This is a genomic window from Micromonospora sp. NPDC050276, assembly GCF_044459545.1.
Lineage (GTDB): Bacteria > Actinomycetota > Actinomycetes > Mycobacteriales > Micromonosporaceae > Micromonospora.
In genome coordinates this window covers 132375-152399 of record NZ_JBITJA010000006.1, presented here as the reverse complement: position 1 = coordinate 152399, position 20025 = coordinate 132375, and the positions used below count along the sequence as shown (strand labels likewise).

The 20025-nt window shown below is 69.8% G+C and carries 16 protein-coding genes; 6 read left to right on the top strand and 10 right to left on the bottom strand.

The window, feature by feature from the left end; translation table 11 throughout:
* Positions 1 to 12: 12 nt before the first annotated feature.
* From trxB to murJ, 5 genes are all read right to left on the bottom strand, one after another.
* Positions 13 to 963: a thioredoxin-disulfide reductase gene (gene trxB, locus ACIBF8_RS14690; RefSeq protein ID WP_396783309.1), complete on the bottom strand. Its 951-nt coding sequence runs from the start codon at positions 961 to 963 to the stop codon at positions 13 to 15.
* 183 nt (positions 964 to 1146) lie between these two features.
* Positions 1147 to 2172 carry a hypothetical protein gene (locus ACIBF8_RS14685; RefSeq protein WP_396783308.1) on the bottom strand — a complete coding sequence of 342 codons (1026 nt, stop codon included), beginning with the start codon at positions 2170 to 2172 and terminating at the stop codon, positions 1147 to 1149.
* Positions 2169 to 2882: an RNA polymerase sigma factor SigM gene (gene sigM / locus ACIBF8_RS14680; RefSeq protein WP_396783307.1), complete on the bottom strand. Its 714-nt coding sequence runs from the start codon at positions 2880 to 2882 to the stop codon at positions 2169 to 2171. Before sigM ends, ACIBF8_RS14685 begins: the two co-directional genes overlap by 4 nt.
* A gap of 43 nt (positions 2883 to 2925) precedes the next feature.
* Positions 2926 to 4533, bottom strand: coding sequence for a protein kinase family protein (locus tag ACIBF8_RS14675; RefSeq protein WP_396783305.1), 1608 nt, complete (start codon positions 4531 to 4533; stop codon positions 2926 to 2928).
* A 445-nt stretch (positions 4534 to 4978) separates the two neighbouring features.
* A complete protein-coding gene (gene murJ, locus ACIBF8_RS14670; protein WP_396783304.1) occupies positions 4979 to 6718 on the bottom strand; it encodes a murein biosynthesis integral membrane protein MurJ in 1740 nt (579 codons plus the stop codon).
* A 127-nt stretch (positions 6719 to 6845) separates the two neighbouring features.
* Between murJ and ACIBF8_RS14665 the strand changes: the two genes are divergently transcribed.
* Together ACIBF8_RS14665 and ACIBF8_RS14660 are read left to right on the top strand one after the other, a co-directional pair.
* Positions 6846 to 8303 (top strand): CCA tRNA nucleotidyltransferase, encoded by a 1458-nt coding sequence (locus ACIBF8_RS14665; protein WP_396783303.1) that lies wholly within the window; start codon positions 6846 to 6848, stop codon positions 8301 to 8303.
* 247 nt (positions 8304 to 8550) lie between these two features.
* On the top strand, positions 8551 to 10557 hold the full coding sequence (locus ACIBF8_RS14660) for a S8 family serine peptidase (protein WP_396783302.1): 2007 nt from the start codon (positions 8551 to 8553) through the stop codon (positions 10555 to 10557).
* A gap of 130 nt (positions 10558 to 10687) precedes the next feature.
* On the opposite strand, the gene ACIBF8_RS14655 is transcribed toward ACIBF8_RS14660, so the two are convergent.
* Both ACIBF8_RS14655 and ACIBF8_RS14650 read right to left on the bottom strand, forming a co-directional pair.
* The gene (locus tag ACIBF8_RS14655; protein WP_396783300.1) at positions 10688 to 12238 is read right to left on the bottom strand and encodes a flotillin family protein; all 1551 of its coding nucleotides are present in this window, start codon (positions 12236 to 12238) and stop codon (positions 10688 to 10690) included.
* Positions 12239 to 12267: 29 nt separating this feature from the next.
* Positions 12268 to 12789, bottom strand: a complete 522-nt coding sequence (locus tag ACIBF8_RS14650) for a hypothetical protein (protein ID WP_396783757.1) — start codon at positions 12787 to 12789, stop codon at positions 12268 to 12270.
* A gap of 90 nt (positions 12790 to 12879) precedes the next feature.
* Here ACIBF8_RS14650 and ACIBF8_RS14645 point away from each other — a divergent pair, with 90 nt between their 5' ends.
* Both ACIBF8_RS14645 and ACIBF8_RS14640 read left to right on the top strand, forming a co-directional pair.
* A complete protein-coding gene (locus ACIBF8_RS14645) occupies positions 12880 to 13359 on the top strand; it encodes a methylated-DNA--[protein]-cysteine S-methyltransferase (RefSeq protein ID WP_396783299.1) in 480 nt (159 codons plus the stop codon).
* A gap of 110 nt (positions 13360 to 13469) precedes the next feature.
* A complete protein-coding gene (locus tag ACIBF8_RS14640; RefSeq protein WP_396783298.1) occupies positions 13470 to 14411 on the top strand; it encodes a hypothetical protein in 942 nt (313 codons plus the stop codon).
* A 92-nt stretch (positions 14412 to 14503) separates the two neighbouring features.
* Here ACIBF8_RS14640 and ACIBF8_RS14635 read toward each other — a convergent pair whose 3' ends face one another.
* Positions 14504 to 15583, bottom strand: a complete 1080-nt coding sequence (locus ACIBF8_RS14635; RefSeq protein WP_238669615.1) for an inositol-3-phosphate synthase — start codon at positions 15581 to 15583, stop codon at positions 14504 to 14506.
* Positions 15584 to 15606: 23 nt separating this feature from the next.
* On the bottom strand, positions 15607 to 16245 hold the full coding sequence (locus ACIBF8_RS14630) for a PadR family transcriptional regulator (RefSeq protein ID WP_396783297.1): 639 nt from the start codon (positions 16243 to 16245) through the stop codon (positions 15607 to 15609).
* A gap of 175 nt (positions 16246 to 16420) precedes the next feature.
* Here ACIBF8_RS14630 and ACIBF8_RS14625 point away from each other — a divergent pair, with 175 nt between their 5' ends.
* Positions 16421 to 16870, top strand: a complete 450-nt coding sequence (locus ACIBF8_RS14625; protein ID WP_396783296.1) for a DUF5318 domain-containing protein — start codon at positions 16421 to 16423, stop codon at positions 16868 to 16870.
* Between the two features lie 139 nt (positions 16871 to 17009).
* On the opposite strand, the gene ACIBF8_RS14620 is transcribed toward ACIBF8_RS14625, so the two are convergent.
* Positions 17010 to 17735, bottom strand: coding sequence for a hypothetical protein (locus ACIBF8_RS14620; protein ID WP_396783295.1), 726 nt, complete (start codon positions 17733 to 17735; stop codon positions 17010 to 17012).
* Here ACIBF8_RS14620 and ACIBF8_RS14615 point away from each other — a divergent pair.
* A complete protein-coding gene (locus ACIBF8_RS14615) occupies positions 17698 to 19923 on the top strand; it encodes a transglycosylase domain-containing protein (RefSeq protein WP_396783294.1) in 2226 nt (741 codons plus the stop codon). The two genes, ACIBF8_RS14620 and ACIBF8_RS14615, sit on opposite strands and share 38 nt — an antisense overlap.
* Positions 19924 to 20025 lie beyond the last annotated feature (102 nt).

The following is a 20025-nucleotide window of genomic DNA, read 5'->3' as shown; positions in this document are numbered from 1 at the left end:
GTGTTCCTTGTTTCAGCTGAGCGTCGCGATGAACCGCTCGGCGTCGAGCGCGGCGGCACAACCGGTGCCGGCCGCGGTGATCGCCTGACGGTAGGTGTGGTCGACCACGTCGCCGGCGGCGAAGACACCGGGCACATTGGTGCGGGTGCTCGGGGCCTGGACCTTCACGTAGCCCTCGTCGTCCAGCTCGATCTGGCCCTGGAACAGCTCGCTGCGCGGGTCGTGACCGATGGCGACGAAGACGCCGGTCACGTCCATCACCTTGGTCTCGCCGGTGTGCACGTTGCGGACGCGTACCCCGGTGACCTTGCCGTCCTCGCCGAGGATCTCCTCGACGGTGCTGTTCCACTCGACCTTGATCTTCTCGTTGCTCAGCGCCCGGTCGGCCATGATCTTGCTGGCCCGGAAGGAGTCGCGACGGTGGATGATGGTGACCGACTCGGCGAAGCGGGTGAGGAAGGTGGCCTCCTCCATCGCCGAGTCGCCGCCGCCGACGACCACGATCTGCTGGTTGCGGAAGAAGAAGCCGTCACAGGTGGCACACGCGGAGACGCCGTGGCCCAGGTATTCCTGCTCGCCGGGCACACCCAGCGGGCGCCACGCCGAACCGGTGGAGAGGATGATGGATCGCGCCCGGTAGGCGGTCTCGCCAACCCAGACGGTGCTCACCGCGCCGGAGCCGGCGTCACCGGTGTCGACCAGCTCGACCCGGGTCACGTCGTCGGTGAGGAACTCGGCGCCGAACCGCTCGGCCTGCTTGCGCATGTTGTCCATCAGCTCGGGGCCGAGGATGCCGTCAGCGAAGCCGGGGAAGTTTTCCACCTCGGTCGTGGTCATCAGCGCGCCACCGGACTGCACGCCCTCAATGATCAGCGGCTTCAGGTTGGCGCGTGCGGCGTAGACCGCCGCTGTGTAGCCGGCCGGCCCGGAGCCGATGATGATCAGGTTGCGGACCTCGTCCACTGCCGTCTCCCGAGTTGTGTGTGTTCGGCGTCGGCGCGAGCACCGATGCTGATCCGAGTCGCCGACGCCTGGGTGGGGCCGGCAGCTGACTTCCAGAACGTCATCGTACGAACCGGGGATTCCCGAGCCGGGCATCCGGTGGGTCAGGTCACGTGGGCGGCCATCGTGCCATAGACCGTGGATTCACCCTACCCGCGCCGAATACCGGCTGTCCGAGCCGGACCCGGGCACGCCGCACTCGGGACCGCTCACCCAGGCCCACCGGGCTCCGCTCGCATCAGTGAAGTGAATGACCAGCGCCTGGTCGCCCTGGAACCGGGCGTAGTCGATCACCTCGACCACGAGGGGGGCGGACCCGTGCTCCGCCGCGACACTGGCCAGGCAGGTGGTCAGGGCGACCTCGTCGGTCAGCCGGGTCAGCTGATCCGACCCGTCGGGTGCGGGACGGCGTCCGCCCTCGGCATCGACCTCCGGCTGCCCACTGGGCGGGTTGCCGGTCGCCCGGCTGGCCGCCGGTGCGCTCGGTTCGGAGATCCGGTAGGCGTTGCCGAGGGTCTGCGGGGTGTAGTTCGTGCCGCTGTGCAGTGCCGGCCCGGTGGTGCGGACCGTTCCGGCCCCCGCGACGCCCTCGGGCGCGCTGGCCGGATGGTCCATGGCGCTGGTGGCGCCGGAATCCTCCGATGCCCCCCGCATCGACAGCTGGTTGAGGCCCAGGGCGACCGCGACGACGGCGATCGCGGCGGCGGCCACCGGCGCGCCGCGACGGGCCCAGCCGCGCTGGCGGCGGCCCGGACCGGTGGACGCCCGCCGCACCGACCCCACCGACGTGGAGACGGCCGGCCGGCGGCCGGCCCCACCCTGCACCGGTACGACCAACGGCGTCGCGGCGTCCCCGCCCGGGTGGACCCCGGGCGTGGCGGTCAATTCCTCGGCGGTCGAGCTGTCGCTCGTCGGCTCCGCGCCGGCCAGCGCGGCCACCAGACGGTCGGCGATCGCCTGCGGCATCTCCGGGGGCGGCTCGGCCCACCGGGTCAGGTCCGCCCGGACCTCCGTCACGGCGGGGGCCAGCAGCGCGTACGCCCCGGCCCAGGCCGGGTCCGCAGACACCAGTTGGGCGACCTCGTCCTGCTGCGGGGTGCCCTCCAACGCCCCGCCGAGGTAGTCAGCGAGGAGGTCGGCGTCGACCTCTCGGAACCCCTCGGTCGTCACGTTTCCTCCTGGTTGGCGTCCCGCCGGTATCGGCCCGACCCCGATCCGACGCCCTCCACCGGACCGGGGTTCCCCGGCGTGACGCCGGGCACGCCGGGGACCGGGGAGGCCGGGTCCGGTCGGGCCGAAGGCGTCGCGACGGCGGCGGGGCGGAGATGCCCGAGCAGCACGGCCAGCCGCGCCCGGCCCCGGGCGCACCGGCTCTTCACCGTCCCCTCGGCGACGCCGAGGATGCGGGCGACCTCGGCGACCGGATAGCCCTGTACGTCCACCAGTACCAGCGCGGCGCGTTGCTCGAGAGGCAGTGCGGCGAGCGCCTCGCGGACCACCAGCACGGTGTCGTGGTCCGTTGCCGGAGCCGCCGGCTCCAACCCACCGGTGCCCGATCCGTCCTCAACCCGGTTGCCGTCCGGCAGCGGCACCGTGGGGTGCGCCTGCCGGCGGCGGATCCGGTCCAGGCAGGCGTTGACCACGATCCGGTGCAACCAGGTGGTGACTGCCGAGTCGCCGCGGAACCGGGCTGCCGCCCGATGCGCCGACAGCAGGGCGTCCTGGAGGGCGTCGGCCGCCTCCTCACGGTCGCCGAGCGTCCGCAGGGCAACCGCCCACAACCGGTCGCGGTGTCGGTGGAACAGCTCGGCGAAGGCGTTCCGGTCTCCGGCGACGTGGGCGCGCAGCAGCTCCAGGTCCGTTGCGTCGCGCCCGTCCATCACCGCGTCCAGCGAATGCCGAGCCCGGATCGTGGTGCCCGGCTCACGACCCCTGGACCGTAATCTCCTGCACCCCCAGCTTGAACCCACCCTCGGCCGTAGCCAGCTCGGTGATCCAGAACAGCAGGTACTGGTATTTCTGGTCGGCGTCAAAGCCGTTGAACGTCATGGTGGTGCCGTCGTGATCCTCGAACGGCTGGCCGATGGCGGTCTTGTAGCTCGCGACCAACTGCTTGTCACCGCTGGAGCTGGACGGCGGGTTGGTCGTGCCGGCGAGAAGCTGAGCGGAAGCTCCGGTGGCCGACAGCACCGCCTGCACCGACTTGACGTTGTGCGGCTCGCCGAGGTCGATCCAGACGCCCATGCCCTTCTTCAGGTTGCCGAAGTTGGGCCGGTCCCGGTAGGTCTCCGTCTCCCAGCCCTTGTCCTCGTCACCGTCGATGACCTTCTCGGCGCCGTCGACCTCACTGCGGTTCTTGCTGTCCGGGTCGATGATCCGGACGTCCTTCACCGTCAGCTTGCGGGCCGTCGCGGCGGCCGGGGTGGTATCGCCGGCCGGGGCACTGGAGGTCGGCGCGGCGACGGGGTTGGACGGCGGGTCCTTGTCGTCGTCCCCCAGCGCGCTGATCCCGATCAGCAGACCGACCAGGGCGACGGCGAGCAGGCCGGCGATGCCCACGGCGACCTTGCGGCCCCCGGCTGCGGCCAGCGGAGACGGTTCTTCCTCGGTGTCGGCGGCGAACCGCAGCGGCCCGCTGTTGTCGAGGTAGTGCTCCTCCTCGGCCGGCACGTCCAGTCGCGCCAGCTCAGCGGCGAGCACGTCGGAGGACGGCGGCGCGATCTCGGCGTCGAGCAGATCCATGGTCAGGTCGTCCAGGTACGCCGGAACGCCCGCCCGGACCTGGCGGGGTGCGGCGATCCCTCCCGTGGCGTCCCGAACAGCGTCCGGGATCGCGGCGCGGCCGTGGCCGGCGGTGGCACCATGCAGCGGCGCCTCGGTGTGCGGCCAGTAACCGGTCAGAGCGAAGTAGAGGACACCGCCGACCGCCCGGATGTCGTTCTCCTGGCTGTCGGCGCCGTCGGTGCGGGCGTCAGCTAGGACCACCCGACCCTCGTCGCTGATCATGACGGTGCCGGGGTGGACGTTGCCGTGCACCATGCCGGTGGCGTGCACCGCGGCGAGAGCGCTCGCGACGGCGTTGCCGATCGCGGTGGCCCGAGCCGGGTCCAGCGGGCCGTCGGCCGCCAGGTCCCGGAGGGACTGCCCGTCGACCCACTCGCGCACCACGTACGCCCGGTCGGCCTCGTCGATCGCGTCGTAGACGCCGACCAGGTTGGGGTGGATGACCCGGCTGGCCGCGACGGCGGCCTGAAGCATCTCGGTGGCGGAGTCGCCACCCGGGTACCGCAGCACGACCGCAACCGGGCGTCGCAGGATGACGTCGACCCCGCGCCAGACCAGCCGACCCGCACTGTCGTTGTTGATGTGCTCAACCAGTTCGTACCGCTCGGCGAGGACTTCACCGGCCGTGGGAGCACCGAAGGTCATGACCGGAGGAGCGCTTTCGTCCGCCTCCTGACCCTCGCCGACCTGGGTCACCCGTCCTCCCTCGGTGATCGTGTCGATCGATGAACCCGAACTGCTGGGCATGTGGCTTCCCGCTCTGCCGTTGAAGGAACCGGCCGACCGGTGTCGACGCGCAGCGTCGGCCCCTGCCGTACCCGTCGAGAGCGACCTTACCCGGGTTGCCCGTCTCTCCGACATGTCATCTTCCCGCCGTACCTGGCGGGGTTCCGGCAGTCGGAGAACTCGTCCGGTTACGACCGTTGTCAGCCACGTTGCTGGCACATGTACTAGCTAATCTACGGCTTCACCGCAAGTGACCGACGCCGGGGCTGGGCGGGCGCGGCGCTCGCGCTGCCTCGTACGTTCCCACCGATCGGGTTGCCACCCTCAGCCGTACGGTTGGTTATCCACAGGCCGATGTGGTGGTTGACCGGCGAATCGCGGAGTTATCCACAGGAGCATCCCCAGCCTGGTGATCCGCAGTCACGGTCCGTATGAATGCCAACTTGTTGTAATCAGGCGCTGGCGCTCAGCGACCGAGGCGTCGGCGGACCATCCCAACCACCTCGGTGATCTCGCCGATCCGCAGCAGCATGGCCAGACCCAGGTAGGTCCCGCCGATCACCGCGCCACCGATCACGAGCTGGATCGCAGCCTCGATCCAGCTCGGCTTGTCGTCGCCGGGCAGCAGGGTGATCACCAGCCATCCGACCAGCGCCGCGCCGAGAGCCGCGACCACGACCCGGCCCAGCGTGCGCATGATGGCGCCCAGGCCGATCCGGCCCACCCGAGGCCGCAGCAACCAGGCAGAGCCGATCGCCGCCGCCAGGTAGGAGACCGCGTTGCCGATCATCATCCCGGCCGCCGCGAAGTGCGCCGCGAACGCGGCGAAGAGCACGATCTGTACGCCGACCCGCAGCGCCACCACCGGAATGTTGATCAGGGCGGGGGTACGGGTGTCCGGCAGCGCGTAGAAGGCGAAGGTGAAAAGCTGGCTGATCGCGAACGGCACGAGAGCGAGCGCGGCGGCCAACAGCACGGTGGACGTGGCCGTCGCGTTCTCGGCGCTGAACGCGCCGTACCGGAAGACCACCACCGAGATCGGGGTGGACAGCACGGCATAGCAGACCGCGATCGGCGCGAGCACCGCCGAGACCATCCGGACGCCCCGGGAGAGGTCGGCGGTGACGTCGTGGAACCGGCCGTCGGCCGCGGCGGCGGCCATCCGAGGCATCAGCGCGGTGATGATCGAGACCGCGATGATGCCGTGCGCCATCATCAGCAGCAGGAAGACGTTGTTGTAGATCAGGATGCCGGCCTGGTCCGAGCCGGCGGCCCGGGTGAGGAGATTGACCACCACGAAGAGGCCGAGCTGGTTGACCGCGACGTAGCAGAACATCCAGGCACCGAGCTGGGCCAACTCCCGCAGCCCCAGTTCACGGAAGTCGAACCGCCACCGCCAACGGAAGCCGACCTTGCGCAGCGCCGGCAGCAGCCCGGCGGTCTGCACGGCCACGCCGAGCAGGGTGCCGCCACCGACCAGCAGGGTCCGGCCCAGGCCCACCTCCCCGGGCTGCAACCCCTTCGCCCCGAAGACCAGGATGTAGAGGCCGAACGTGCCGATCACCACGAGGTTGTTGAGGATCGGTGCCCACATCGGCGCGGCGAAATGACCTCGGGTGTTGAGCACCGCGGCGATCAACGCGCTGACGCCGGTGAAGAAGAGCATCGGCAGCATCAGCCAGGACAGGTGCGTGACCAGGTCGGTGTAGTCCTCGTCCTTCCCGCTGGCGTAGATGGTGGTCAGCAGGGGTGCCGACGCCACGGCGAGCAGGGCCGCCGCCCCCAGCGCCAGCACCGCGAGGCTGAGCAGCCGCTGGGCGTACGCCTCGCCCCGGTCCGCGTCGCTCTTGCGCCGCCGCACCAGCACCGGGATCAGCACACTGGTCAGCACGCCGCCAAGCAGGAACTCGTACACCTGGTTAGGAAGGAACTGGGCTGTCGTGTAGGCGTTGCCGACCAGGTTGCCGAGGGCGGCACCGATCATCAGGTTCCGGATGAACCCGGTACCCCGGCTCACCAGACTGCCGACCGCCATGACCGCGCTGTTCGCAGCGGCGCTGGTCTCGGCAACGACCTCCGGCGGCGGTGCCGTGGCCTCCACCGCTGGCTGGTTCAGCGGCTCCGCGGAGATGAAGATCGCCCCGTCAGCCGGCGGCACGTCACCGTCCGGCATGGCGTTGGCGCTGCGGTAGAGCCCGCCGCTCATCTCCAGCCTCCCAGGGGTACGTCGAGTCGGGCACCGACCCGCACGCCACAGACCATAGTCAACCCCCACCCGTTACCCCGCGCCCGGCGGATCGGATCACACCCCGGCCCGATAAGCTGGCGATCCCATGTCCGAAGCCTCCGCTCCCCACGCCGCCGATCGCCGCGAACTCACCGCCGCGCAGCGCAACGCCGTCGCCGAACTGCTCCGGGTCTCCCCGGTCGCCGACGAGTTGGGCCGCCGCTTTGTCCGCGCCGGTCACGAGTTGCACCTGGTGGGCGGTTCGGTGCGGGATGCCCTGCTCGGTCGACTCGGGGATGACCTCGACTTCTGCACCGACGCGCACCCCGACGAGACCCTGCGGATCATCAAGGGCTGGGCCGAGTCGATCTGGGAGACCGGTCGGGAGTTCGGCACCATCGGCGCCCAGCGCGACGGTCTCCGGCTGGAGATCACCACGTTCCGCGCGGAGTCGTACGACCAGGTCAGCCGCAACCCGGTGGTGGTGTACGGCACCAGCCTCGACGAGGACCTGAAGCGGCGCGACTTCACCATCAACGCGATGGCGGTCAGCCTGCCCGACCACCGGTTCACCGACCCGCACGGCGGGCTGGAGGACATCTCGGCCAAGGTGATCCGGACCCCGAGCACGCCGGGTGAGTCGTTCGGCGACGACCCGCTGCGGATGTTGCGGGCCGCCCGGTTCGCCGCGCAGCTGCGTTTCGCCGTGCATCCGGACGCGCACCTGGCCATGACCCGGATGGCTGCCGACCTGGACCGGATCACCGCTGAGCGGGTCCGTGACGAGTTCACCAAGCTGCTCTGCGGAGCGGACCCGATCACCGGGTTGCGGCTGCTGGTCGACACCGGGCTGGCCGAGCGGTTCCTGCCGGAACTGACCGGACTGAAGCTGGAGATCGACGAGCACGCTCAGCACAAGGACGTCTACGAGCACACGCTGACGGTCGTCGAGAACGCGGTCTCCTTCGAGGATGAGGGCTGCGACTTCATTCTGCGGATGGCCGCCCTCATGCACGACGTGGGCAAGCCGGCGACGAAGGCGGTCGGGTCCGACGGCCGGGTCAGCTTCCACCATCACGAGGTGGTCGGCGCACGGCTGACCAAGGCCCGGATGAAGGCGATGCGGTACCCGAAGGAGGTCACCGCGAAGGTGACCGCGCTGGTCGCGCTGCACCTGCGCTTCTACGGGTACGGGCGGGGCGAGTGGACGGACTCGGCGGTGCGCCGCTACGTCGCCGATGCCGGTGACCTGCTGCCCCGACTGCACAAGTTGACCCGCTCGGACTGCACGACCCGGAACCGGCGCAAGGCTGCGCAGCTCGCCGCCGACTACGACGCGCTGGAGGAGCGGATCGCCCGGATCGCCGCCGAGGAGGACCTGGCGCGGGTCCGACCCGACCTGGACGGCAACGCGATCATGGAGCTGCTCGGCGTACCGCCGGGGCCGGTGGTCGGGCGGGCGTGGAAGCACCTCAAGGAGCAGCGGCTCGAGCACGGTCCGCTGGACCGCGACGCTGCCGAGGCGGAGTTGCTGCGCTGGGCTCACGAACAGGGTCTTCGATAGGTCGACACGACTTTCGCGACCACAGACCGGGTGAATCGCCATCGTTGTCCACCGAACGGATGAAGCGTCGACATTGGCGCTCATGGACGATTAGGCAACATCCCAGCGTCCGTCTTGCGCCGCCAGAGGGCGGCCTGCATCGATGTCCATCATGGACAGGCGCTGATCTGCCTTACGGGGAGTCCATGTGAGAATCAGCCGTGGCGTGAAATACCGAACGGCTGCGGCGGGCCTTGCGCTCGCCTCAGTGACCACTCTGACGTCCGTCCTCGCCGCTGCTCCGGCTATGGCCGACCCGGGCGGGGTGCAGTTGCCCTCCGCCCCGCGTACCCCGGCGGCCGCGGCGAAGGACAAGGCGGACGCGGTGGTGCCGGGTCGCTACATCGTCCTTCTGAAGGACAAGAAGGCGACCCCCGCGCAGACCCGCTCGGCGGCGACCGCACTGTCGAAGAGCAGCGGCGGGCAGGTCCGGCAGGTCTTCACCCGCTCGGTGCGCGGTTACTCGGCCCAGATGAGCGCGACGCAGGCGAAGCGGTTGGCGGCACACGAGGACGTGGCCTCGGTCCAGCCGGTGCTGCGCTACCAGGCGAACGGTACGCAGACCAACCCGCCGTCGTGGGGTCTGGACCGGCTCGACCAGGTGACGCCGGCGCTGAACAAGTCGTACACCTACCCGTCGACGTCGGCGAGCGGCGTGCACGCGTACGTCATCGACTCCGGCATCAAGATCAACCACCAGGACTTCGGCACCCGGGCCTCGTACGGCTACGACTTCATCGACAACGACGCGGTGGCCGACGACTGCGAGGGACACGGCACGCACGTCGCCGGCACCCTCGGCGGCAGCACCTTCGGCGTCGCCAAGGACGTCAAGTTGGTGGCGGTGCGGGTGCTCGACTGCGGCGGCGGGGGTGACACCGAAGGAATCCTGGCTGGGATCGACTGGGTGACGGCCAACGCCGCCAAGCCGGCCGTCGCCAACATGAGCCTCGGCACCGTCGCCGGCCGCGACACGGTCATCGAGCAGGCGGTGGCCACGTCCATCGCCTCCGGCATCACCTACGCGGTCGCCGCCGGCAACAGCTACGACGACGCCTGCAACTACTCGCCGAGCGCGGTGCCGGCGGCGATCACGGTGGGCGCCACCGATCGGATCGACATGCGGGCGACCTTCTCGAACTGGGGCCGGTGCCTGGACATCTTCGCTCCCGGCGTGGGGATCACCTCGGCGGGCATCGCCAGCGCCACCGCCGCCGTGCTCGGTGACGGCACCTCCATGGCGTCGCCGCACGTGGCCGGTGCCGCCGCGCTGCGGTTGGCCGCCAACCCGACCTGGAGCCCCGCCCGGGTCCGGGACGCCATCGTGACCAGCGGTATCTCGGGTGCCGTGCTCGGCACGACGGCCTCCGTGGACCGGCTGCTCTACATCGGGCCGGAGGTGACGACCCGTACCGACGTGGGCCTGCGGGCCCGGGTCAACGACCGTCTGGTTTCGGCGGATTCCGCAGGCGCCAAGCCGCTGATCGCGCGTGGCACCGTCCTCGGCGCGTGGGAGAGGTTCGACATCGTTCCCGCCGGCACCGGTCTGGTCGCCCTGAGGGCGAAGGTCAACGGCAAGTACGTCAGCGCCAGGGCCGCAGGCGCCGAGCCGCTGCTCGCCTCTGCCCCGGCCATCAGTACCTGGGAGAAGTTCCAGCTGGTCAACAACACCGACGGCAGCGTCAGCCTCAAGGCACAGGTCAACGGCAAGTACGTCACCGCGGAGAGCGCGGGCACCAAGCCGCTGATCGCTCGCGGCACGGCGATCAGTACTTGGGAGAGGTTCGACCTGGAGGCGCCGAACCCGGTGATCAGCCTCAAGGCGTCGGCGAACGGCAAGTTCGTCACCGCGGAGAGCGCGGGCACCAAGCCGCTGATCGCCCGGGGCACGGCGGTCAGCACCTGGGAGAGGTACGAGCTGGTCGATCTCGGCTTCCAGTACTACGCCCTGCGGACGCTGGTGAACAACAAGTACGTGACCGCTGGGGCCAACCCGCTGCTCTCCAGCAGCGGGGCAATCACCGACGCGACCGTCTTCTACATCATCGACCACAACTCCGATGGCACGGTCATGTTCGGCTCCTACGCCAACGACAAGGCCGTGACCGCCGAGAGCGCCGGTACCAAGCCGCTCATCGCGAACCGGTACATCGACTGGTACAGCCTCACCTACGGGCTCGGGGCCTGGGAGAACTTCACCCTCGGTCTCGCCTGACCAACACCCTGTTCGACCGACGCCGGTCGGCCCGCTGAACATGGCGGGCCGACCGGCGTTTCGCTGGCCGCACCTGGCGCCGCCGAACCGTCTGGCTCGGCGGCGCCGCTGGTGACGGGAGGACGTTGGGTCAGCGGGTGCTCGGGACGACCGAGTTGCCCGTCGGCGGCGTGTCGCCCCGCGCCGCCGGATCGGCGGCGCGCACTGTGCGGTCGTCGGCACCACCAGCGCCGAGCCGGGCGAGCAGCCCGGCCAGGTCGATCCCGGTCAGGTCGCTGCCGAGCTGGAGACCTTGGGCCACGTTGCCGGCCACCGACTTCGTCAGCGACGACGCGCCGTCGGTGGAGATGACGGTCATCTTGTCGATCGCACCGATCGGTGCGCTGGCCGCCTGCACCACCTGCGGCAGCACCTTGACCAGCAGGTCCAGCACTGCCGCCTCGCCGTACGCGGCGAACGCCTCTGCCTTGCGGGCCATCGCGTCCGCCTCGGCCTCACCCTTCGCCAGGATGGCCGCCGCCTCGGCCTGACCTTCCCGCTCCACCGCCTCGGCGATGGCGGAGCGCCGCCGCTGCTCGGCCTCACCCTCCTTGGCGCCCTCGATCGCGTTCGCCTCGGCGAGCGCGGCACGCCGGGCCCGCTCGCCCTCACCGGTGAGTCGGGCCTGCTCGGCGGAGGCCTGCGCGGCGGCGATGACCGACTGCCGCTGGGCGTCCGCGTGCAGCACCGCCGCGTTGCGGGACGCCTCGGCCTCCTGCTCCACCTTGTACCGGGCGGCGTCGGCCGGCTTGCGTACCTCGGTGTCGAGTTGGCGCTGCTTGAGTTCGGCGTTGCGCTCGGCGACCTTCTGCTGTTCGGAGAGGATCGCCTGGTCACGCTCGGCCTGCGCGAGCGGGCCGGCCGCGGCGGACTTCGCCTTGGCCGCGTCGATCTCGGCCTGGATGCCGGCCTGCTTGAGGGCGAGGTTCCGGTTCGCCTCCGCGATGGCCTCCTCGGCGAGCAGTCGTTCCTGTTCGGCCTGCTGCCGGGCGCGGGCCTCGGCGATGGCCGCGTCCTTGAGCACCCGCGCGGCCTCGGGTCGGCCCAGGTCTTGCAGGTAGGACCCTTCGGCGAGGATGTCCTGGAGCTGGAAGGTGTCCAGTACCAGCCCCTGGTTGGTCATCGAGTGCTCGGCCTCCTCGGCCACGGCGCTGGCGAACGCCGCCCGGTCCCGGATGACCTCCTCGACGGTGAGCCGGCCGACGATCGAGCGCAGCGCCCCGGCGAGCACCTCCCGGGTGAAGTTGTCGATCTCGTCCTGCTGGTGCAGGAACCGCTGCGCGGCGGCCCGGATCGCGTCCTCGGTGCCGCCGACCTTGACGATCGCCACACCGTGCAGGTCGGCGCGGATGCCCTGCTTGCTCACCGCGCCCCGGATGCCGACGTCGATCCGCCGGCTGGACAGGTCGAGCGACTGGAGTTTCTGCACCACCGGCAGCACGAAGACCGAGGCGCCCAGCACGACCTTCTGCCCGGAGTTGTCGGTCGACCGCCCGCCGTCGGCGGTCTGCGTGGTGCGGCCCTTGCGACCGGTGACGATGAACGCCTCGTTCGGTCCAGCCACCTTGATCCGAGAGAGCACGAAGAGCACCAAGATGAGCGCGAGGAGGACCGCGCCACCGATGGCGATTAACAGGGCCATACGAGGAGTCCCGTCTACGAAGGAAAATGTCAGTAGGTTTCGACGTGCACGCTGGTCTCGCTGAGTGCCTGCACGACGAAGACCTGGGCGCCGACCGGTATCGGCTGGTCCGCACGGGCGCTGAGCTTGACGGGTTGGCCGGCGAGGCGTACCCGGACCTCGCCGTAACCGTCGACCGGCACCGGGGTGACGACCAGGCCGAGCGCCCCGACCAGGTCGTCGCGGGTGGGGGTGGGGTCGGTGCGCATGTTCCGCGCCGCCCGGCTCAGCCGGGCGGCCAACCAGGCGGTGGGCACGGCCGCGAGCACGCCGCCGGCCGCCGCACCGACGATCATGCCCGAGGTACGCGCACCGAGCAGTTCGTTGACGATGGCCGCGCCGAACCCGAACGCGCCGGCGAAACCGGCGACGGTCTCGACCGAGATCGGACCGTCCACGTCGGCGTGCCCGAACTGGAACAGCTCGGTGCCGAGCAGCGCGAGGGCGAGCACGCCGATGCCCGCCCCGCCGATGATCAGAAAAATGAGCGTCCCCGTTGCCACGACCTGCACGGTATCGACGACGCGCAACGCGGGGTCGCTCGGCGCGACAGTGTGGGCCGGGGTCGGCCAGCACCGGCAAGGGTCGGGGACAATGGGTGGATGCGCTGGACCGTCCTCGACTCACCAATCGGTGAGTTCTCCGTCGCCACCGACGGCACCAGCGTGCGCGGCGCGCATTTCGGGCGGGTCGAGGCGGCCACCGAGGAGCCCGACGACGCGCTGTCCCGGCAGGCCGTCGATGAGCTGCGGGCGTACTTCGCCGGTGAGCTGACCCGGTTCACCGTCCCGGTGTCGGTGCCGCGCGGCTCCGACTTCGAGCGCGCCGTGTGGCGGGAGATGACGCGGATTCCCTACGGAGGGACGCTGACGTACGGCGAGGTGGCCCGACTGGTCGGCGACCCCGGGGCGGCACGGGCGGTGGGAGTGGCCTGCAACCGCAACCCGGTCCCGGTGATCGTGCCGTGTCACCGGATCGTCGGGGCGGGCGGCAAGCTGGTCGGCTTCGGGGGTGGCCTCCCGCGCAAGGTGCACCTGCTGGAGTTGGAGGCCCGGGTGGCCCTGCAGCAGGCGTGGTCCTGACCGGTCCGCCGGGATCGATCCGGATCGTGGTTTGTCGACCAATCGGTCGATGTGGGCGGCCTATCACAAGCGGCATGATCGGTCATTCAACCAACTCTTGCGGGGGAAGAATGACCGAGAATCAGGACAAGACTGTCGACCGCCGCCGGCTGCTGCGCCGCGCCGGCACCGTCGCGGCCGGCGTTGCCGGCACCGCCGTGGTGGGCGCCGCCGCGCCCGCTCAGGCCGCGCCCGGCGACCCGCTGATCCTGGGTACCGGCAACCTCGCCGGCAACGCCACCACAGCTCTGGTCGGCAACGGGACCGGTGCCACCCTGCAGCTGACGAGCACGAGCAAGACCACCGCCCCGGATGGCACCGTGCTGGCCCGGCCGGCGCTGCAGCTGACGCCGATCGGCGATGCCCTGCACGGCGACTCGCCCGGCGGCTCGATCGGCATGGACACGTACGGCAACCTCCAGGTGGTCGCCGCGTACGGCGGCGGCAATTACCTGGAGTACGTGCACACCACCGGCAACTCGAACCAGATCGTCCCGATCATGCCGCAGCGGGTCGTCGACACCCGTGCGGCGTCGTCGCGTACCCGGATCCTGAACGCCTCGTCGACCACCCTGGACAGCTCGGGTCGCCTGCGGGACGGCCAGACCATCCACATCAACCTGGACGACTTCGCGTACTTCAGCGACGCCCTCTTCGGCAACCTCACGGTGACGAGCGCGGTTGCCGGGGGGTTCGTGCAGATTTTCCCGTACGGCGGGCCGCGCCCGACGAACTTCTCGACGATCAACTACCTGACCAACCAGGTGATCTCGAACTCGTTCATGTCGGGGGTCGGCTACGACCAGAACTGGACCGACGTCATCTCCGTCTACGCCGCCCGGACCACTCACATCATCATCGACGTGGTGGCATTCGTGATCGGCATCGGCCAGGTCAACCCGGGGATCCTGCCCTCCTCCGCTGGCGCGGCGGCTCGTGGCGCAGAGTCGCCCGAGCAGCGCAGGGCGAAGCGGGCTGCCAGGGCTGAGCAGGGCAAGCCGACCTGGAAGTGAGCAGATCGGCGTACCGGATGGCGAGGCACTGAACGTGGCGAGGGCCGGGTCCGTTCGGACCCGGCCCTCGGCCGTGCTTGGTGCTCAGCGGGTCAGCGGGTGACCTCACCGGCGATGAACTCCTCGACAGCCTGGTGGGCGTCGTGGTCGGCGTACTGCACCGGCGGGGACTTCATGAAGTACGACGAGGCCGACAGGATCGGGCCGCCGATCTTCCGGTCCAGGGCGATCTTCGCGGCCCGGACCGCGTCGATGATCACGCCGGCCGAGTTCGGCGAGTCCCACACCTCGAGCTTGAGCTCGGCGTTGAGGGGGGTGTCACCGAACGAACGGCCCTCCAGGCGGATGTACGCCCACTTGCGGTCGTCCAGCCACGGCACGTGGTCCGACGGGCCGATGTGCACGTCGCTCTTGCTCATCTCGTGCGGGATCTGCGAGGTGACCGACTGGGTCTTCGAGATCTTCTTGGAGACCAGCCGCTTACGCTCCAGCATGTTCATGAAGTCCATGTTGCCGCCGAAGTTGAGCTGGTAGGTGCGCAGCAGTTCAACGCCGCGGTCCTCGAAGAGCTTCGCGAGGGCGCGGTGCACGATGGTGGCGCCGACCTGGCTCTTGATGTCGTCACCGACGATCGGCAGGCCAGCGTCGGTGAACTTCTGGGCCCACTCGGGGTCGGACGCGATGAAGACCGGCAGGGCGTTGACGAACGCGCAACCGGCGTCGATCGCGGCCTGGGCGTAGAACTTGGCGGCCTGCTCGGAGCCGACCGGCAGGTAGCAGACGACGACGTCGACCTGCGCGTCACGCAGCGCCTGCGCCACGTCGACCGGGGTGGCGTCCGACTCCTCGACGATCTCGCGGTAGTACTGGCCCAGGCCGTCGAAGGTCGGACCGCGCTGCACGCTGACGCCGGTGGGCGGCACGTCGCAGAGCTTGATGGTGTTGTTCTCGCTGGCGACGATCGCCTCCGCGAGGTCCATGCCCACCTTCTTGGCGTCCACGTCGAATGCCGCGACGAACTCCACGGCGTTGACGTGGTAGTCGCCGAAGGCGACGTGCATGAGACCCGGGACGCGGTCGTTCGGGTTGGCGTTCCGGTAGTACTCGACGCCCTGAACCAGGGACGAGGCGCAGTTACCCACACCGACGATGGCGACGCGGACGGAGCCCATAGCGTCTGCCTCCTTCTTTTCTGTCACGGCCGCTCATTCCTGGTCTCTCCAGGCGGAGGCGGGCTGTTGTCTTCTCGTCGGCCGCCGGCTGTCCCGATGTTCGGGACCGTCGGGGCTCGGCCGGAGCGCTCGTTGGCGATGAGCTCCTCCAGCCAGCGGACCTCGCGCTCACAGGCATCAAGACCGTGGCGCTGCAGTTCCAGCGTGTAAGCGTCGAGGCGCTCGGCCGCCCGGCCCAGCACGTCACGAAGCCCTTCGCGACGCTCCTCGATCTTGCGGCGACGACCCTCCAGAATGCGTAGTCGGGTCGCCTGGTCGGTCCGGGCGAAGAACGCGAAGTGCACGCCGAAGCCCGTGTCGTCGTACGTCTCGGGCCCGGCCTGCGCGATCAGCTGGGCGAAGCGTTCCTTGCCTTCCGCGGTGATTTTGTAGACCACCCGACCTCGTCGGCTGGTCAGCGCGGGAACCTCCTCGGCAGTGGCGGGTGTCTCAGCAGCTTCGGTGATCCATCCCGCCGCCTGCAGTCTGCGTAGCGTCGGGTAGAGCGAGCCGTAGCTGATTGCCGCCCGGATCGCGCCGAGTTTGGCGGTCAGCTCCTTGCGCAGCTCGTAGCCGTGCATCGGAGACTCCTGCAGGAGGCCGAGGATGGCGAAGTCGAGCACTGGCCACCCTCTCTTTACCCTCCGGCGTGGAGACGTAACCGCCGCGATGTATCGGACCGATACATCGCACGTTAGCGGGTCGCGCGAGCCAGGGCAAACCCCCGTTCCGGGGTGGTGTCGTCACGGATTGTGAGCATGGTCGCCTGCTCGGGCCGGACCGCGTACCCTTCTCCGCATGCGTACGCAGCGCCAGGTCGTCGACTACTCGCTTCAGAAGCGAGCAGTGCTGCGTGAGCTCCTGGCCGGCCGTGTCGGCACGTACGACGTCTGCGACGCGTCGCCGTACCTGAAGAACGCCGCGCGGTTTCACGGAGAGCCGACCGACCGGCGCTGCCCGATCTGCCGCAGCGAAAACCTGACCCTCGTCCACTACATTTACGGCGACGAACTCAAGCAGTCCGCCGGGCAGGCACGGACACTGGCCGAGTTGCCCGTGCTGGCGATGACGCTGCGTGAGTTCCAGGTGTTCGTGGTGGAGGTGTGCCTCGGTTGTGACTGGAACCATCTCGTCGAGCAGTACCTGCTCGGCCGGGACGGTCTGGCCGGTGACAGCGACGGCACCAGCGAGCAGGACGCGGCGGGCGCCGAAGGCGCCGGGCGGCGGAGGCGAGAGGCGCAACGGTGATCTCAGCTGGTTGGACCGGCCCCGGGGCCGTGGACGAAACCCGGGACGGTCGACCGCTTGGTGGTCCGATTGACCCGATTGATACGGCAATGACCCCGGTCGGCTGGCAACTCCGTGCCGGCGTCCCGGGTGAAGCAACTCACGGCAACCCGGTGGCGGCGCACTCGCGCCCCACCGCGACCGGCAGGGTGTGAGGAATGAACTCGTACGGCGATCCCAGTTCTGCGCGCGGACGGACCCCGTACCCGGGTCCGGACGGTGACCCCGGACCGGGCGCGGACGACGCGTACCGCCGACCCGGCGGTGACTCCGGCGGGAGCGGCTGGTCAGCCTCGGAGGGCGGCGCGGCGACCCCGGGCCGAGCCTCGGTGACCCCGCGAGCCCCCGGTGGCCGCGCCACCGTCGGCGGGTCGGCCTCGGTGCCGCCACGCGGCGCTGCGGCGGCCGGGTCCGCCTCGATGGGTTCGGCGTCCTCGGGCCGGGCCGGTCGCGCTTCGGTGCCGGTGTCTCCGGCACCGGGTGTGGCCGCCGGCCGCGCTGGCGCCGGTCGGGCCTCGGTGCCCGTCTCCCCGGCGCCGGGCGCACCGGCAGGTCGGGCCGTGGTCGGTGCCGCCTCGGTCGGCGCCGCCTCGGCGGGCCGGGCCAGCGTCGGCTCTGCCTCGGTCGGTGGTCGCGCTGCGGTCGCCCGGGCGAGCGTCTCACCGGTCTCCGGTGGGCCGGGTGGCCCCGGCGGGCCAGGAGGACCGGGCGGGCCGGGTGGTCCCGGTCGGGGCGGTCGCGGTCCGGGTGACTCGGGGGCGGCGGCGCGGGCGAAGAAGCGCAAGCGGATGAACCTGCTGATCGCCGGGTTCGCGGTCTTCATCATGCTCGCCGGCCTCGGTGTGGTGACCTTCACCTACTACTCGACCAACGTGGTCATGCCGAACGAGATGCCACTGCCGCTCTCCACCACGGTGTACGCCAAGGACGGCAAGACGCAGCTCGCCAAGCTGGGCAGCGAGAACCGCAGCTTCGTTACCATCCAGCAGATCCCGCAGCACGTGCAGGACGCGGTCGCCGCGGCGGAGGACCGGAACTTCTACCGGCACTCGGGGGTCGACTACAAGGGCATCGTCCGGGCCGCGTGGAACAACGTCTCCAACGGCGACAAGCAGGGTGCCTCGACGATCACCCAGCAGTACGCCCGCAACGCGTTCGAGAACCTCAAGGACGACACGTACGGCCGGAAGGTGAAGGAGGCCATCCTCGCCTCCAAGCTGAACGACAAGTACAGCAAGCCAGAGATCATGCAGCACTACCTGAACGTCATCTACTTCGGTCGTGGCGCGTACGGCATCGAGGCGGCGGCGCAGACCTACTTCGGCAAGCCGGCCATCAAGCTCACCGTCGCCGAGGGAGCGGTGCTGGCCGCGCTGATCAAGCAGCCGCAGGCGACCGACACCCACCGGGGCTACGATCCGGCGGTCAACCCGACCGACGCCAAGACCCGGTGGGACTACGTGATCGACGGGATGAAGAAGGAGGGCTGGCTGGACGCCCCCGGTCGGGAACCGGCACCGACCGAATACCCCAAGGTGTTGCCGCCCAAGAAGGACGGCGTCGGCTTCGGTGTCGACAGCCCGCGCGGCAACGTCATCAACTACGTGCGGCAAGAGATGGACGAGATGGGGCTCTGCTCCGACAGCGGCGCGGAGGGCAAGACGAGCTGCGTCGACGCGCTGCGGGACGGCGGCTACCGGATCACCACCACCATCGACCCGAAGCTCCAGGCCGCCGCGGAGAACACCGCGATGCAGTCGAAGAAGGGTTCGGAGCTCAACGACCAGCCGAAGAACCTGATGGCGGCTGTGGTGTCGATCGACCCGTCGAAGGGTCGTGTGCTCGCCTACTACGGCGGTGACAGCGGCGCCGACTTCGACTACGCCGGCAAGAACATCGACAAGAACGGCGACCTGACCGGTGGACACCAGCCGGGCTCGTCGATGAAGGTGTACACCCTGGCCGCCGCGATCGAGGCCGGTATCTCGGTCAAGTCGCACTGGGACCCGACGCCGTACAAGCCCGAGGGCTCCGCGGTGGCGATCGGAAACGCCAACCGCACCAACCTCAAGTGCGGCAAGTGGTGCACCCTCGAAGAGTCGACGGTCCAGTCGTACAACGTGCCCTTCTACTGGGTCACCGACGAGATCGGTGCCGACAAGGTCGTCGACATGGCCCGGAAGGCCGGCGTGACCACCATGTGGGGTGTCGACCCGCCGAAGGCATTCGACCTGTCGAAGAAGGGGCAGAAGACCCCGTTCGACAACTACACCGGTTTCGGTAAGTACCCGATCACCGTCTTCGACCACGCCAACGCCATGGCGACGTTCGCGAACGACGGCAAGTACATCAAGGCCCATTTCGTAATCAAGGTGGAGCAGCAGGACAAGGACACCGGTAAGTGGAAGGTGGTCGGCAGCGAGCGCATCAAGCCGGAGCAGCGGATCCCCAAGAAGATCACCGACGAGGTCACCGGCGTTCTGAAGCAGATCCCCCGGCCGAACAACATCTCCCTGGAAAACGGCCGCCAGGCCGCCGCCAAGACCGGCACCTGGGAGTACGACGACAAGGACAACTCGCACGCCTGGACGGTCGGCTACACCCCGCAGAACGCCACCGCGGTGTGGGTGGGCAGCCGAGACCCGAGGAAGCCGCAGATCCGGCTCGCCAGCGGTAAGGACATCGGCGGTTCGACGCTCCCCGGCCCGATCTGGGAGAAGTACATGAACATCGCACTCAAGGGCCAGGAGGAGATTCCCCTGCCCAGCGTCACCGGCGAGGGTGACGTCACGAAGGGCAACGGCAAGGAGCCGCCGCCACCGCCGCCGACCAACCCGGGCGGTCAGCCCGGCCAGGGCACCCCCTGTAACCCGTTGATCGATATTTTCTGCAACCCCGGGGGCAACAATCCCGGCGGCAACCCTGGGGGCAATCCCGGCGGTAACCCCGGCGGCAATCCCGGCGGAGGTGGTGGTGGCGGGGTGTTACCCGGCCTGCCACCCAACCGGGACTGACCCGCACCACCGCACAACGCCGCCGTCGGCCGGACGACCTGTCCGGCCGGCGGCGGCGTTTTCGTACCCGGAACTCCGCGCCGGGACGGGACGGGCACCCCT